Source organism: Candidatus Marifrigoribacter sp. Uisw_064 (assembly GCF_047730175.1).
Taxonomy (GTDB): domain Bacteria; phylum Bacteroidota; class Bacteroidia; order Flavobacteriales; family Flavobacteriaceae; genus Marifrigoribacter.
Genome location: NZ_CP159833.1, coordinates 809,311 through 825,887, shown reverse-complemented (window position 1 = coordinate 825,887; position 16,577 = coordinate 809,311). Strand labels below are relative to the sequence as shown.

Here is a 16,577-nt window from a genome sequence, read left to right as displayed (position 1 = left end):
GGTTAAAGTATAGAGTGATAGTATTGAAGGAGACGCTTTATATCTATCTCATTTTTTATTTTCAATTTGCTTTTTTTAGCAAAACTTTTCATTTCTTTTTCTTTAGTTTTAAAGACCTTATAAAATTTGGATTTGCTTTTAGGTAACTCGTAAAACTTAGTGTCCTTTGAAACTAAATAGAGCGTATTATTTGTAATAAATTTTGCAGGTGTGTCGTTTTCATACGAAGTTTTTCCTTTTTGAGATTGTTTAAAGGTGATGGTAGTTTTTTTGTATAAATCAAACTTATTTCCAGTACTGATTATGCTAAAATAATTACCTTTTTCTAAAGATCCATTAAATGGAATAAAAACATAAACTTCATTTAATATTTTTATTGTTAAGTCTGGATTTTTTAATAATGCAGTATATTTTTCAGTATTTGTTTGATTTTTAATTTCAATTTCATCTGAAAAAATATTATACCTAAGCAATATACTCTCTTTAACTAATTTGCCATTTTCATAGATATTCCCCAAAATGAAATTATCATTTGCATAAGGTGAACCATCCATGTTTTTTATGATTTCATCAGATAATCCTTCAAATTCATTTATTTGGGAGATCTCTATATGTCTAACGCTAAGTTTATAAGCTGCATCGATACCTTGTGGAAATACAGAAAAAGAGGTTAAACTAATAAATAAGAGTACTATCAAATTTTTCATTTGTATTTTTTTAAAGGTTCTATAGCCTTATTTGTTTCACTTACAGGTAATTTACAAGTGTTATTAACACAAACGTAAATTAATGTTTCATCTTCGACAAAGCGAAGATTTAAAAGCGGAAGATTGTTGTTTTCTGAAATACTTCCAGCGACTAATTTATTTGGAATATAAAGAGTATTAATTTCTGAAGTTTTTGCAATAGCATTTTTACCAACCACTACTATTTCATAATATTTGGATTGGTAATTTGCTAATAAGTCTAACCAGTTTGAAAACCCACTAGGATAGTTTTCCATTTCTGAAAGAATATTTTTCAACATTTGCCGAGCAGTTTCTTCATATTTCTGATTGTCAAAATGATGAGAAAGTACATATAAGTTTTTCGCCATGATTGAGTTAGAAGCCGCTATTACATTATCTCTATATTCTATATTTCTTGTCACTAATTTTTGATCCTCTGTCGATGTAAAATAAAACATACTTTTTTCAACATCGAAAAAATAAGTAAATGAATATTCAGTAAGAGTCTTAGCTTTTTCAATCCATTGTTGATCTAAGGTAACTTCATGTAATACAAGATATGCCTCAATAACAGCAGCATAGTCTTCTAAATAACCATTAATAGAACTTTCGCCATCTATAAAGGTATGAAACAATGCTCCAGAACTTTGTAGTTGTTGATTTGCAATAAAATGTGCATTTTTTAATGCCGCATCTAAATATTCTTTTTTCTGAAAAGCCTTATAAGCTTCTACATAGCCTTTAATCATTAATCCATTCCAAGAGGTTAGGGTTTTATCATCTAATCTTGGTAAGGGTCTTTTATTTCTATAGGAAAGTAAAATGTCTTTCCATGCTTGTTTCTTTTTCTGAATATCTTCTAAGGAAATTGAAAATTCTTCAGAAATTTCAATGTCATTTTTCTTTCTAATCAAGACATAACTATCTTTTTCCCATTTCCCATAATTATTAACATTATAGTATTCTGAAAAAAGTGAAAAATCTTCACCTAACAAAGTTTTTAATTCATCTTTAGTGTAGGTATAATAAGCACCTTCTTCTATTTCTCCGTGAATCGTTTCGCTAGATGCGTCTAAAGAAGAGTAGAAAGCACCGTCTTTCTGTGTCATTTCTCTTTCAATAAATGCTAGTGTTTCAAAAACAACTTGTTTGTATAATGGTTTCTTAGTAATCATATAGGCATGGCTATATAAGCTTACCATTTGGGCATTGTCATATAGCATTTTCTCAAAATGTGGAATATGCCAATTAATATCTGTACTATATCGAGAAAATCCACCGCCAATATGATCGTAAATGCCTCCGTAAGCAATCTTGTCTAGCGTCAACAAAACATGATCCAATAGTTCTCTATCATTATTTTGGTTTGCATGTCTTAATAAATACTCAAAATTATTAGGCATCATAAATTTTGGGGTTCTATTATAGCCTCCATGTTTATGATCAAAACTTTTTTTCCAAGTAGATAAACTAGTATTCAAAGGATAATTTGTAATATCAACGTCTTCTGTATTTAGAGTAATCAAATCCATGCTTTTTATACCTTCCTCCAGCCGATCTGCATAATCTATTAACTTTTGAGGATCTTTATTATAAACTTCTTGCATACTTTCTAATGCATTGATCCAATCTTTTTTTCTAAAATAGGTGCCTCCCCAAACAGGTCTTCCGTCAGGTAATGTAATAACATTAAGAGGCCAGCCAGCACTTCCAGTCATTAATTGTACAGCGTTGATATATATTTGGTCCACATCAGGACGTTCTTCCCGATCTACCTTTATATTTATAAATTCTGCATTCATAACTGCAGCAACAGAAGAGTCTTCAAAACTTTCTTTTTCCATAACATGACACCAGTGACAAGCTGAGTACCCAATGCTAATAATAATAAGTTTTTTTTCTTTTTTAGCTTGTTCAAGCGTAGTTTCATTCCATGCTTTCCAGTTAACAGGATTATGGGCATGTTGTATTAAATAAGGGCTAGATTCATGAATTAAGTCATTGGTATATTGATGAGATTCCACGATTTCTTTTTTTGAAGTGTTACAAGAGTAAAAAAATAAAACGAAAAATAATAATGAAAGAATTGTACGCATAAAGATTAAGTATAGAAACAAAAATACGCTTTTGAAATTTCAAAAACGTATTTGAATAGTTAATTTAGTATTTGATTCGTTACCGTTATTTTACTTCAAAAGTAATCTTAACATTTACAAGAAATTCAGTAATAATACTATCCGTTAATAGCTTCTACTGTAGTGACTTTTCCATCAAGCATTTCTATAAGCATTGTTTCAATTCCACTTTTAAGGGTAATAGTAGAGGAAGGACAACCGCTACAGGCACCTTGTAATAACACTCGAACTGTTTTAGTTTCTTCATTAAATGAATCAAATGCAATGTTTCCACCATCACTTTCTACAGCAGGCTTAACATATTCATTTAAAATACTTATAATTTCCTCTTCAATATCGGTATAGGCTGTCTTTTTTTCTGAAGTACTATTAGTAGAAGACTCCTGTTGAAGGATAGTATCTAAAAAAATAGGTTTTCCATTTTCAATATAATTCTTAATAAACTCCCTTAATTCATTAGTTATTAACTGCCATTCAACTTCTTCAACTTTTGATATTGAAATATAATTAGCACTAATAAAAATTTCCTTAATGAATGTAAAATTAAACAATTCACTTGCTAAAGGAGAATGTTTAGCTTCTTCGATATTTTTAAACTCAAAAGTGTTAGAGGTTAATGCTTTATTTGCAACAAACTTCATCACTGAAGGATTTGGTGTGCTTTCAGCATATACAGTGGTAGGGTTTTTTGTTTCTAAACTGTTTTCAATTATAACTAATTCACCAGAATTTAAATAATCGACAATATTTGAAGCAACTTCTTCTTGAACCTCTTCCCAATTAACAATATTAAACTTTTCAATGGCTATAAAGTTTTGAGAGATATAAACTGTTTTTACAAAAGGAAGATGAAATAACTGCTGCGCTAAAGGGCTATTTTGACATTCATCTATATTGTTAAATTCAAAGCTTTTAGTTTGCACTAAAAAAGAGTTTGCAACAAATTTTACAATATTTTCATTATTAGTGGGTTGTACAGATATGTTAAATTGAGGCATGTCTAATTTTTTTACAAAAATATGAAAAGAAAACCAATGTATTCAATATATTTGAAATCTTAATTGCTTGCTATGAGAAAAAAATTACTTGCCCTAGTATTCCTTTTTTCAGTAATCGGATATTCACAGATTACCATTGATGAGACGCTTACAACTCAACAATTAATTGAAGATATATTAATTGATAGTTCTTGTGCCGCTGTATCAAACTTTGGAGAAAGAACTGGCACCGATTTTGGAGATGTTAATGGAATTGGAGCTTTCGACGCTAATGGATCTGATTTTCCATTTGCCGCAGGTGTTATTTTAACATCTGGAAATGTAGCAAATGCTTCTGGACCTAACTTAACAATTCATAGTGATGGAGGTATTGGATGGCCAGGAAGTCCTGTAATTGAAGATAATACTACAGCAACAGATACTAATAACGCTTCACTAATTCAGTTCGATTTTATTCCTTTTGTAGATGAAATAAGCTTTAATTTTATTTTTGCTTCGGAAGAATATAATCAAAACTTTGAATGTACATATTCTGATGCATTTGCGTTTGTACTTACAGATCAAATAACGGGAATAGTGCAAAACTTAGCGGTTATCCCAGGGACTAATATTCCTATAGAAGCTACAAATATACATCCCAATGTTCCTGGAGGTTGTCCAGCAATTAATGAAATATATTTTGATAAATATAATTTTCAACCTTTTAATGATCAAAATCTTGCTGCTATAGATTTTAATGGTCAAACCGTTGTAATGACAGCAATGGGTCCTGTAATATCAGGGAACCCTTATACAATACAACTAGCTATTGCTGATGAACAAGATACCGCTTATGATTCAGCTGTGTTTTTAGAAGCAGGTTCATTTAGTATTGGAAGTGTAGATTTAGGAGATGATCTTACCGTAGCAGATGGTACTGCAATATGTGCAGGTGAAACTTATTTAATTGAACCAGAATTTATAGCACCTCCAGGGACAACTTATGAATGGCAATTTGAAGATCCAATTGGTTCTGGGATATATGTTCCTTTTGCTCCACCAGAACTTGCACAAAACCTACTTGTTACTCAAGAAGGAAGATATCGATTAATTGTTGCTTTCGGAGGTCAAAATGGTTGTGAAGCACAGGGCGAAATTTTTATTGAATTTTTAGATCTCCCCTTAATCAATCAAAATCCATTACCAACAGTAGTTTGTGATGATGATAATGATGGTTTTGCGGAGTTTGAGTTAGAGGATTTGGATTTAGATATTGCTTTGGGCGATCCTTTATTGACCTTGACCTATCATGAGACCCAATTAAATGCGGATAATGGAGTTTTACCATTAGTCAGCCCTCATCCAAACAATGTCGCATTTAACGATGTGGTGTATGTACGTGCAGAGAGTTCAGGTAGTACTTGTTATTCCACGACGATATTAGAGTTGAAGGTCCGCAACAGTCCTTTGATTGTTGCTCCAGCGGAGCCATTACGATTGTGTGATGTTAATAATCCTGGCGATGGGCTTGAGGAATTTGATTTAAGTTTGGTAGAGACGGAAGTTTTGGACGGCTTGGACGCTTTGGACTGGGATTTTTATTATTATGTAGTAGAGGCCGATGCGATTGCAGCGGGTGATGCAGCTATAGGTCCTACGCCCGATTTTTCATTGGCGATTGTAACTCCTTTAGCATATCAGAGTCAGGTACCTAATGCTCAGACGGTTTATATTTTAGTAGTAGGTAATGCGACCAACACGAACCCTAACAATGGAGGGTTTGGTTGTTATAATATAGTTCCATTAGATTTAATAGTCTATCCATTACCAACGGCAGGTGTTATTACACCAAATCCATATGTGGTATGTGATCAAGATGATACAGGAGATGAAGAAGTTGATCTTTCAGCTGTTTTTGATATTCAAGTATTAAATGGGCAAGATCCATTGGAATATATAATTACTTATCATAGTTCTCAAGTAGATGCAGATGCAGGAATAGGGGCATTGGCTTCCCCTTATGCTGTTACGGCTCCTTCGGAAACAATTTATATTAGATTTGGAGAAGTAGATAATAGTAGTTGTTTTGATAGCTCACAAAATGTGCTAATTGAAGTAGATTCATTACCAATACCAAATAGTCCATTACCATTAATCGAATGTGATGATAACAATGATGGCTTTTTCATTTTTACACTTACTGATGCTGATTTAGATATTACTGGAGGCGATCCAGATTTATCTGTAAGCTATTATGAGACGCAAATAAATGCTGAAAATAACCTTTTACCACTGAGTAGCCCCCATGATAATAATGTTGCTTATAATGATGTTGTATATGTACGGGTTGAAAGTATATCTAGCAGCTGTTTTGCTGTCATAGTTTTAGAACTTCAGGTCCGCAATAGTCCTTTGATTGTTGAGCTTGCGGAGCCCTTACGACTGTGTGATGTAAATAACCCGGGCGATGGACTAGAGGAGTTTGATTTATCAGAAGTAGAGCCTGAAGTTTTGGACGGTTTGGATGCTTTGGATTGGGATTTTTATTATTATGTAGTAGAGTCCGATGCGATAGCTGCTGGTGAAGTTGCTATAGGTCCTTTACCAGATTTTTCTTTAGCGATAGTCGCTCCATTAAATTATCAGAATCAGGTACCCAATGCCCAGACTATTTATGTTTTAGTGGTTGGTAATGTTAGTAATACGGATCCTAATAATGGAGGGTTTGGTTGTTATAATATAGTTCCCTTAGATTTAATAGTAGACGCTTTACCTGGAGCAATAGAGCCAACGGACCGGTATGAGGTTTGTGATGATGAGATTCCAGGAGTGAGTACTTCTACGGACGGCTTTAGTTCCTTTGATTTAACGAGTTTTGATGCTTTTATAAGGGGCGGCGATACGACTTTACTAGTTACTTGGTATGAGAGTCCAGCTGATGAGTCGGCTGATAATCCTATTGTAACTCCATCAGATTATAGAAATTCTCTGATCAATGAACAGACGGTTATAGCTAGAGTTACGGATGTGCTAGGATGTAATGTTAGGGTATTATTAACCCTTAGAGTCTTGCCAAATCCTACGCCAGTGACTCCAACACCATTGGAGGTTTGTGATGATGACAATGATGGCTTTTCGCTGTTCGATTTAAGCTTGAAGGATACTGAGATTATGGGCACAGAGCCTGATGTGAGTATCGCCTATTATGGGAATGAGATATTGGCCAGAGAGGGCGATATATTAAATATATTACCAAATCCTTATTTAAATGATAATCCATTTAATGATAGTGTATGGGCTAGAGTTGAGAATAATACTACAGGATGTTTTACAGTGATTGAATTACTACTAGTTGTAAATCCATTACCAGATGTACCTACGGATGATTTTGGAGATTTAAGTCAGTGTGATGACAATGGAGATGGTATTGCTTTATTTGATTTAACAATCAATACTTCCTTTGTGATTGGAATTCAAGATCCTTCAGATTTTCTACCTGTAACCTATTATACTAGCCAGGCAGATGCAGATTTGCCCGCCAATGAGATATTAACTCCAGGGGCTTATAGTAGTGGCGGACAGACCATTTGGGTACGTATAGAGAATATAGCCACTGAATGTATCCGCATTAGTACTTTTGAATTGATTGTAGGTGTGTTACCAGCTATTGGACCGGGACCTTTTACTAGGGAGCTTTGTGATGATGAGTTAAATGGCAGTACGGGTACTGATGAGACCTCGACCTTTGATTTAACCCTCAATGATATAGCGATCACCTTGGGAGACCTAAGTTTATCTGTTTTTTACTATGAGACACTAGCAGATCAGACAGCCAACAACTTTATAACACCAGGGACAGCGTATCAGAATACCAGTACGCCTCAGACCTTATATGTAAGTGTATTTAGTGTAGAGGGTTGTGTGATAGAGACCGAGCTAACCCTTCTGGTACTTCCTAATCCAACTCCAGGAGTTGTAGCCCCTTTAACAGCTTGTGATGATGACAATGATGGTTTTGCTGAATTTACCTTATCAGATATGGACCTAGAGATTATCGATGGGGAACCAAATATAGTGGTGGATTACTATGGTACACAAGAATTAGCAGAGCAAGGAGATAACACCGATGTATTGCCTATTCCTTATGAGAATGACGACCCATTTAACGATAGTGTATGGGCAAGAGTGATTAATTCCGTAACAGGATGTTATACCATTATTGAGTTAGCAATTATTGTGGCGCAATTACCTGATCAACCTACGGATGATTTTGGAGATTTAACAGAGTGTGATGACAATGGAGATGGTATTGCTGTCTTTGATTTAACGCAGAACACTTCTTTTGTTATTGGGACTCAAGATCCATTGGATTTTTCACCCGTTACCTATCACATGAGCGAGCCAGATGCTATTGCCAATGCCAATGCGATTGCCAATGCGATAAATTATAGTAGTTCTGGCCAGACGATCTGGGTCCGCATAGAGAACCTGGAGACAGGATGTACTCGTATTACTTCTTTTGAATTGATTGTTGGTGTGATGCCAACCCTAGGTACGGGACCTTTTAATATGGATAATTGTGATGACCTTCTAAATGGCAGTACAGGAACCGATGAGATATCAACGTTTAATTTAGCCTTGAATAATGATGCTATTACTTTAGGGAACACGACCTTGTCTGTATATTATTATGAAACTCAAGTGGATCAGGATACTAACAATCCTATCATCCCCGATACAGCGTATCAGAATACCAGTACGCCTCAAACGCTATATGTAAGTATCTTTAGTGCAGAGGGCTGTGAGGCTAGGGACCTGTTAACTTTAACGGTACTTAATAATCCATCACCTGTAGCACAGGATCCTTTTGAGGCTTGTGATGAGGATATACCAGATGATGGTATTACGGAGTTTATATTAACAGATTTGGATATAGATATTATCAATGGGGAGGCTGGGGTAGTTGTTCGTTATTACCTAACAGAGGCCCAAGCGATTATTGGAGATCCAATAGATCAGATAGTGAGTCCTTATATCAATGAAGAGGCTTTTAGCCAAACGATTTGGATTAGAGCTACCTATGATGATATAGCCCCTGCAACGGGCACAGGATGTTATACAGTGATTCCATTGGAGTTACTAGTAAACCCATTACCAGATGCTACGGCAGATGTTTCAGATGAGATAGATTGTCAGTTACCATTTGTGGGTACCAACTCTATTATCTTAGATAGTAAGAACGGGGAGGTATTAAACGGTCAGGATCCATCGATATTTGATGTATTGTATTTTGAAGACTTTACCGATGCTCAGAATATGTTGAATTGGGTATCATCAGTGACGCCTTATTTTTATGATACGACCGAAACTCCGATTTATATAGGGATATTAAACACAGTCACGGGTTGTTATATAACAATGCAGGATTTTATATTGGTGGTCCAAGAGGGCGCATCAGCCGTTATGCCATCAGATCCTTATGCTATTTGTGATGATCAGGGCGATAATGATGGTATTGCGACATTTGACATGCAAGATTTCAGTGCTAATATAAGTGGTATTGATATTCGTCAGGAGATCTTAGACGGACAAGATCCGGCGATATTTGTACTTAAATTTTATGAGACTTTGGAATTGGCAGAGGCAGGAGAAACAATGACAGATATTGGAGATACCTATACCAATGTGATTAATCCACAGATTATCTACGCAAGAGTTACTAATACGTCCAATACGACAACAGATGATATCTGGTGTCATGCTATCGTGGAGGTGATTTTAAAGGTAGAGGAGTTACCAACCATTGTAATAGATGGTAGTTACCGTTTATGTGTTGATGTCTTAGGTAATCCTATTCAGCAGGAAGATGGAGCAGATTCTCCCCCTGTGATTGATACTGGTTTAGATGCAAATTTATATACCTTTGTTTGGTATTATGATAGTGTAGAAATGTTTGGAGAGATCGGTGCATCGTTGGTAGCCTTAGCAGGTGGAGAGTATAGTGTTACGGTAACAGAGCGTGCGACGGGTTGTAGTAATAGTGCAGATACGTTAGTTACGTTATCCTCACCACCACTTGTGTATAGTGCGGAGGTGGTAAGTGGAGCTTTTGCTATTAATGAAGTAATCCATACGGATAGTTCGGGAGTTACCGATACCTATACGGGCACTCATGTGATCCATGTAACGGTAGAAGGCTTGGGAGACTATGTCTTCCAGTTGGATGATGGAGTGTTCCAAGAGGGCGATGTATTTATCGATGTATTACCAGGGTTACATGTAGTAACGATACAGGATGTTAATGGATGTGGAAGTGTAGAGATCGAGGTAAGTGTGATTGATTATCCTAGGTTTGTGACACCAAATCAAGATGGATATCACGATACTTGGAATATCATTGGAATCGCAACGGGTGATCCTACGGCAAAAATTTATATATTTGACAGGTTTGGAAAATTACTTAAACAGATCAGTCCTCTTGGAGAGGGATGGGATGGAACGTATAATGGCAATCCATTACCATCGAGTGATTACTGGTTCAGAGTGGAATACACTGAAGACGACATACAAAAAGAATTTAAAGGACATTTTACCTTAAAAAGATAATATTATATTATGAAAATTAAAAAAGCCTACTATATCCTACTGTTATTGGTGACACAGCTATCATTTGCACAGGATGGTATACCCATTTATTCAGATTATTTAGCAGATAATCTTTATTTACTTCACCCATCAATGGCTGGTGCAGGTACATACAATCAAGTTCGACTAACTGCAAGACAACAATGGTTTGATCAAGATGAGGCGCCAAATTTACAAACCATAAGTTATAATACGAGATTGGGTGAAAATTCTGGGATTGGTGTTATAGCATTTAATGATAAAAATGGATATCATTCACAGACTGGAGGATATATAACCTATGCTCATCATTTAATGTTTTCAAGAAGCCCAGCAGATTTAAATCAACTTTCATTTGGACTAAGTGTTGGTATAGTTCAAACAAAATTAGATGAAACACAATTTGATCCAAACGATTTTGATCCAATCATTGCAGGAATAATTCAGAGTACGTCTTATTTTAATGTTGATGCAGGAGTATCGTATAACTTTTTAGACTTCTCAGGACACTTTACTGTAAAAAATATAATTTTTAGAAATAGGAATTTAAATTCCGAAAAATTTGAATCAAATAATCAAAGACGTTATTTAATTTCTGCTGCATATGCAGTTGGAAGTTATGGTTCAATTTGGACTTATGAACCTTCATTTATGTTTCAGCTTTCTGAAAGTACTGGAGAGCAAGCTATCGATATTAATTTTAAAGCATATCGTGAAATGGATTTTGGTAAAATTTGGGGAGGACTTTCTTATAGAAGAAGTTTTGATGGATCTGAATTTTTAGATGGAACTGAAATTAGCGATCAAAAACTACAAAATATCACACCTGTTTTAGGAGTTAACTTTAAGAACTTTATGTTCGCTTATACTTATTCTTATCAGATTGGGAATATAAAATTTGATAGCGGTGGTTTTCATCAAATTACTTTAGGTTACGAATTTCTTGGAGGAAGAGCAGAACCTTATGACTGTAATTGTCCAGCGATTAATTAATAAAATAAAAAAGCCCCAATCGGGGCTTTTTTTAATTCCAAGAATAATTCTTTTTTTCAGCTTGTTTTTTTAATGCATTTATCATGGCGCTTTCTAAGCCATTTGAAGCATCTTTTTTCTTTTCAATAATAAATAAGCGACGCTTTTCATTTAATCCTGAAATTTCACTCTGAATCTTTTCTCTTTCTTTTCTTTGTATTGAGACATACGCTTTTAATTCAGTGCTAGATTTATCTTTTAAATTATCTGGCAGATCCTCTTTTTTAATTTTATCATAACTAAAGTCTTCAATTTCTTCTTCAGCATCAACCAAATCCCAGGTACTATTTTTATATAAATGAGACCCTTTAGAAACGGTTCTACTTACAGCATTTGCTTTACTATATCCTGCAGCATTGTCATCTTGTTGCTTTTGCATTGCTGTTTTATTGCGCCCGTTTTGTCCGTATGCTACATAGGTTTTATTTAATTTAATATTCAATTGTAAAATAACATCATCATAAGGAGAATCTATATGTACCGTTTTTTGATTATGGTTAATTGACATATAATCTCCATAAGTTAATTGAGCTCCATCTTTCCATTTTGATGAAACACCATTGTTATAATCGCCACAGAAAATAGTGTTTACAACAACATCTTTTTCTTTTGCATTAGAAGCGGCATCTTTATAATTTACTTTTCCTTGTGTGAATGGTTCATTTCCGGCAATAAATATCATTTTTAAATCATCCGCATTAGAACCCCACTCAAGATTATTTAGGGAATATTGAATTACTGTTCCACAATACTCACTTCCACCATTGGTTGTTAAAGAAAATAATTCCTTTGAAATTTCATCTAAATCGTCAGTAAAGCTTAATATTTTTCGGATATATCCTTCTTTTTCAGATAAATTATCATTCCCATATTCATACAATGCTATCTCAAGATTTGGTCTCTGAGTTTTACATTTTGCGTATGATAATTCATTTACAATTTCCCAAAGTTGGGCTTTTGCTTGATCAATTAAGCCGTCCATACTATTACTAGTATCTAATAATAGCGCTACTTTAATAAAATGCTCTTTAATGGGTTCGGCACTCTCATTTGGAGTATTCATAGCAATCTCTTTTTTTGTTTCTGCTTTGCAAGAAAGGGATGCTACTAAAAGAGGGAGTAACAATAAAATTTTTATTTTTTTCATAATGTTGTTTTTATATTACTGTAAACCTAAGGCGAACCTATTTTATAAAAAACAAGTGTTGAGCTAATCGGCTAAATGAATTAGGGAACTACCCTCTTGAATTAGTGAAGTCAACTATTTCATCTTTAAAAGAGCGCTTTTTAAATTTTCTCATTTTTATAATAGCTGTAAAGGATGTAAGTTTACCTTTTAAAACCCTAAGATGAGATTCCTAATCTTCATAATTTCTATTATACTATTTAATGTTACAACTGGTGTAGCACAAAATAATACCAGTAAAAGTTCTTCATTTACTTTAAAAGGCGAAGTAATAGAATCTACTACAAATCAACCTGTTTCAAAGGTAAATGTTGAAATAAATGGAGGTGGATATACCACGACCAATCGAGAAGGATTATTTTTTATTGAAGCAAAAGTAGGAGATGAATTAATTATACGAAGTGATACATTTGAAACAGTCTACTATATCATAAAGGATCAACAAAAAATTAAGATTGAAGTAGAAGAGGCAAATGATAAAATTCTTCCGGTATCTAAGTCAAGAACAAAAAAAAGTAGAAATCAAGATGTATTTATTTCATATATAGATTCGGCTAAATTTCATCAAAAAAAAGATGCTAAAAGAAGTATAGGTTATGTAGCAAAAGCGTTAGAATCGGTAAGCGGTCTTTCAACTACAAATTTACAAAATAGCATGGCATTTGAAACGTTGGCAGATATATACATGCATTGGAAGCAGTACGATTTAGCGGTTGATAATTATAAGCGAAGTCAATCTGCAATTTCAAATAGTAACATCCAAATCAAGCTTGCTGATGCTTTTAGAATGAATAAAAAGTACCAAGAGAGTATTGCCTTGTTCAATGATTTATTAAATGAACCCCTATCAAATTATCAAAAAGTAGAAGTGTATGAAGGATTAGGCGATAATTTTTTTGCTGTGAATGATGAAATGAAAAGCATCTATAATTATCAAAACGGGCTTGATATTGCAAATTCACATGCTATTATTCCGAAGATAACCAATTTAAATTCTAAAATAGCATTAGCCTATGCTCAAGGAGGCGCAAATGAAGAAGCTGAAACCTATTTCGACAATTCTTTGAACCTTGCCTCCCAAGAGAATAAAAAACGAGCGGTAAGCGAAAAAAATACAGTAGCAGATTTTTACAATCAGAATAATGATTATGAAAAAGAAATACAATTAAGAGAAGAGACTTTAAATGAAATAGAATCTATGGATGACGATAGTGAAGAGGAAGATCTAGAAAGCCCTTTGACTCCACAACGGCAAAATTATAAAATAGCTAATGCATTTGTAGCACAAGAAAAATACGAGGAAGCGATTCCTTATCTAAAAAAAAGTATTGAAGAAGCAGATAAAAAAGAAGACTTAGTAGTACAAAAAGATGCAACTCGTAAGCTTTCAGAAATATATAAAGGCATTGGTAAATTTAATGAAGCAGCTAATAGTTACGAACGATATGTAAATATTGTAGATGAATTATATATTAAAAAAGAGCAAGAAATATCACAAGCTGCACGATTTAGTAGAGAAATAGCTTTAAAACAAAATAGAATTACAAGCCTTGAAAGTGAAAGAGAACTCAATGAAAGTCGTTATAATTTAGCGGAAGAAAATAAAGAGTTAACCCTTAAAAACAGTAGAGTTCAATGGTGGATTATTGGGTCTTTAATTGTTATTGCATTACTTTTATTAATCACAGCATTTGTGCAGTTTAGAAGTGTAAAACAACAAAAATATGCTAATAATTTATTGGCTTTAAAATCACTTCGAACTCAAATGAATCCGCATTTTATATTTAATGCACTAAATTCAGTAAATAGTTTTATAGCCACCAATGATGAACGCGCTGCTAATAAATATTTAAGTGAGTTTTCTCAGCTTATGCGATCAGTCTTAGAAAATAGTGAGGAAGATTTTATTCCCTTGACAAAAGAAATTGAATTGCTGGAAATTTATGTGAAATTAGAACACTTTAGATTTAAAGATAAATTTGATTATACCATCACCGTCGACGAAAAATTAAAGTTAAGTGAGTTTGTGATTCCTCCAATGTTATTGCAGCCTTATGTTGAAAATGCTGTTTGGCATGGCCTTAGATATAAAGAAGAAAAAGGAAATCTTACTATTAATTTTGAGCATTTAGATACTGAAAGTATTCGAATTTCAATTAGTGATGATGGTATAGGAAGAAAAAAGTCGAAAGAGTTAAAAACAGAGCATCAAAAGAAGCAGAACTCAAAAGGAATGGGTAACATTAAAAAGAGAATAAATATTTTAAATGAAATGTATAAAGATAAAGTAGATGTTCAGATTTCTAATGTTTCTGAAAACAATGAAGGAACGAGAGTTCAATTAATATTAAAGAAGGACTAATGGATAATTTAAAAGCAATTATAGTTGAAGATGAAGAAACAAGTAGGGAGATATTACGCAATTATATTGCTAAATATTGTCCTAAAGTTACTTTGTTAGGAGAAGCTGCTAATGTTGAAGAAGCACTATTGTTAATTAGAAACCACGATTTAGATCTGGTTTTTTTAGATGTAGAAATGCCTTACGGAAATGCATTCGATTTATTAGACAGGGTAGGAGATAGACAGTTTGAAACTGTATTTGTAACCGCATATAATCATTATGCCATCGATGCCTTAAATGCACACGCTTCCTACTATTTATTAAAACCCATATCAATTGATAAGTTGATTGAAGCTGTAGATTATGTGTCAGAAATAAAAGAAAAAGAAAATAGTCTTCAAAACACTGTATTAAAACCGATCATAAATCAGGTTGCTGGAAAGATTACCATACCACAACAAAACGGCTTCGAAGTTTTAGAGATTAAAGATATTTTATACTGCCAGGCAGACGATAATTACACCAATATATTTTTAAAAGACACGAAACGATTGGTGAGTAAAACATTAAAACATTTTGAAGAGATTCTATCTGAAAACGGTTTTGCACGGGTGCATAAATCGTATTTAGTAAACGTAAATGAGATAAAAGAATACAAAAAAGGAAAAGGAGGAAGTGTGGTATTAACCAATGGTAAACAGGTTATGGTAAGCCCTTCTCGTAAAAAAGAATTATTAGCCTTTTTTAATTAAAACGATAAATAGTTTATTTCAATTTTTTCTTTAGATGCTTCTAATAACATAGCCATAGTTTCAGTATTCTTATTATTATAAAACTGGAAGCTAGGGTTTTTATTTGAGGTATTTAATTGCTTATTTTTTTCTATTAGAGCATAGGTCTGTTTTGCTATAGCAACGCCAGAATCAATGATTTTTATATAAGGTGGAATTATTTTTTTTAATTGTGGAATTAAAAAAGGATAATGAGTACATCCTAAAACAAGATAGTCGATATTTTCATTGAGAAGTATGTCGACGTATTTTTTCAGCAAAGTATTCATTTCAGGGCTATTTAACTTACCCTCTTCGATTAATCGCACTAATCCTTCTCCAATAACTTCAATTAGTTGTATGCCCTCTGTAAACTCTTTAGAGGTTGAACTAAACAATTGGCTGCTTAAGGTGCCTTTAGTAGCTAAAACCCCTATGCTTTTAGATTGAGTGTTTAATGCTGCTGGTTTAATAGCAGGTTCTATGCCTATGATAGGAATATTAAATTTTTCTCTAAGCGTTGAAATTGCATTTGTTGTTGCAGTATTGCAGGCAACCACAATTAATTTTGAACCCATTTTTAAGAGGGTTTCAGTGTTTTTTATACTTAATGAAATAATCTCATCTATGGATTTGTTTCCGTAGGGAGCATTTAAACTATCGGCTAAATAAATAGTATTTTCATAAGGCATGAGTTGATGAATCTCTTTCCAAATAGAAAGACCACCCACACCAGAATCAAAAATGCCTATATTATTTCCTTTATTCATTTGTATAAAAA

9 protein-coding genes are annotated in these 16,577 nt (G+C 33.6%); 4 read left to right on the top strand and 5 right to left on the bottom strand.

Going from position 1 to position 16,577, the window contains the following annotated elements:
* Positions 1 to 2: 2 nt before the first annotated feature.
* The 3 genes from ABXT64_RS03720 to ABXT64_RS03710 form a co-directional block, all read right to left on the bottom strand.
* A complete protein-coding gene (locus ABXT64_RS03720; RefSeq protein ID WP_443634044.1) occupies positions 3 to 707 on the bottom strand; it encodes a hypothetical protein in 705 nt (234 codons plus the stop codon).
* Positions 704 to 2,824 (bottom strand): thioredoxin domain-containing protein, encoded by a 2,121-nt coding sequence (locus ABXT64_RS03715; RefSeq protein ID WP_443634043.1) that lies wholly within the window; start codon positions 2,822 to 2,824, stop codon positions 704 to 706. Before ABXT64_RS03715 ends, ABXT64_RS03720 begins: the two co-directional genes overlap by 4 nt.
* Before the next feature lie 137 nt (positions 2,825 to 2,961).
* On the bottom strand, positions 2,962 to 3,861 hold the full coding sequence (locus tag ABXT64_RS03710; RefSeq protein ID WP_443634041.1) for a NifU family protein: 900 nt from the start codon (positions 3,859 to 3,861) through the stop codon (positions 2,962 to 2,964).
* A 72-nt stretch (positions 3,862 to 3,933) separates the two neighbouring features.
* Here ABXT64_RS03710 and ABXT64_RS03705 point away from each other — a divergent pair, with 72 nt between their 5' ends.
* Entirely contained in the window at positions 3,934 to 10,446 is a 6,513-nt protein-coding gene (locus ABXT64_RS03705; RefSeq protein WP_443634040.1) for a choice-of-anchor L domain-containing protein, read from the top strand.
* 9 nt (positions 10,447 to 10,455) lie between these two features.
* The gene (locus ABXT64_RS03700) at positions 10,456 to 11,457 is read left to right on the top strand and encodes a PorP/SprF family type IX secretion system membrane protein (RefSeq protein ID WP_443634038.1); all 1,002 of its coding nucleotides are present in this window, start codon (positions 10,456 to 10,458) and stop codon (positions 11,455 to 11,457) included.
* A gap of 31 nt (positions 11,458 to 11,488) precedes the next feature.
* Here ABXT64_RS03700 and ABXT64_RS03695 read toward each other — a convergent pair whose 3' ends face one another.
* Complete coding sequence (locus ABXT64_RS03695; protein ID WP_443634037.1) at positions 11,489 to 12,643, bottom strand: VWA domain-containing protein; 1,155 nt, start codon at positions 12,641 to 12,643, stop codon at positions 11,489 to 11,491.
* A 202-nt stretch (positions 12,644 to 12,845) separates the two neighbouring features.
* On the opposite strand from ABXT64_RS03695, the gene ABXT64_RS03690 reads away from it, so the two are divergent.
* A complete protein-coding gene (locus ABXT64_RS03690; RefSeq protein ID WP_443634036.1) occupies positions 12,846 to 15,044 on the top strand; it encodes a tetratricopeptide repeat-containing sensor histidine kinase in 2,199 nt (732 codons plus the stop codon).
* Positions 15,044 to 15,778 (top strand): LytR/AlgR family response regulator transcription factor, encoded by a 735-nt coding sequence (locus ABXT64_RS03685; RefSeq protein ID WP_443634035.1) that lies wholly within the window; start codon positions 15,044 to 15,046, stop codon positions 15,776 to 15,778. Before ABXT64_RS03690 ends, ABXT64_RS03685 begins: the two co-directional genes overlap by 1 nt.
* On the opposite strand, the gene murI is transcribed toward ABXT64_RS03685, so the two are convergent.
* Positions 15,775 to 16,566: a glutamate racemase gene (gene murI / locus ABXT64_RS03680; RefSeq protein WP_443634034.1), complete on the bottom strand. Its 792-nt coding sequence runs from the start codon at positions 16,564 to 16,566 to the stop codon at positions 15,775 to 15,777. The two genes, ABXT64_RS03685 and murI, sit on opposite strands and share 4 nt — an antisense overlap.
* Positions 16,567 to 16,577: the final 11 nt, after the last annotated feature.

Bases quoted from the DNA above. Each gene is read 5' to 3' on its own strand.
- ABXT64_RS03720 (WP_443634044.1), bottom strand. From the start codon at position 707: ATGAAAAATTTGATAGTACTCTTATTTATTAGTTTAACCTCTTTTTCT.
- murI (WP_443634034.1), bottom strand. From the start codon at position 16,566: ATGAATAAAGGAAATAATATAGGCATTTTTGATTCTGGTGTGGGTGGT.
- ABXT64_RS03700 (WP_443634038.1), top strand. From the start codon at position 10,456: ATGAAAATTAAAAAAGCCTACTATATCCTACTGTTATTGGTGACACAG.
- ABXT64_RS03685 (WP_443634035.1), top strand. From the start codon at position 15,044: ATGGATAATTTAAAAGCAATTATAGTTGAAGATGAAGAAACAAGTAGG.
- ABXT64_RS03715 (WP_443634043.1), bottom strand. From the start codon at position 2,824: ATGCGTACAATTCTTTCATTATTATTTTTCGTTTTATTTTTTTACTCT.
- ABXT64_RS03695 (WP_443634037.1), bottom strand. From the start codon at position 12,643: ATGAAAAAAATAAAAATTTTATTGTTACTCCCTCTTTTAGTAGCATCC.
- ABXT64_RS03690 (WP_443634036.1), top strand. From the start codon at position 12,846: ATGAGATTCCTAATCTTCATAATTTCTATTATACTATTTAATGTTACA.
- ABXT64_RS03710 (WP_443634041.1), bottom strand. From the start codon at position 3,861: ATGCCTCAATTTAACATATCTGTACAACCCACTAATAATGAAAATATT.
- ABXT64_RS03705 (WP_443634040.1), top strand. From the start codon at position 3,934: ATGAGAAAAAAATTACTTGCCCTAGTATTCCTTTTTTCAGTAATCGGA.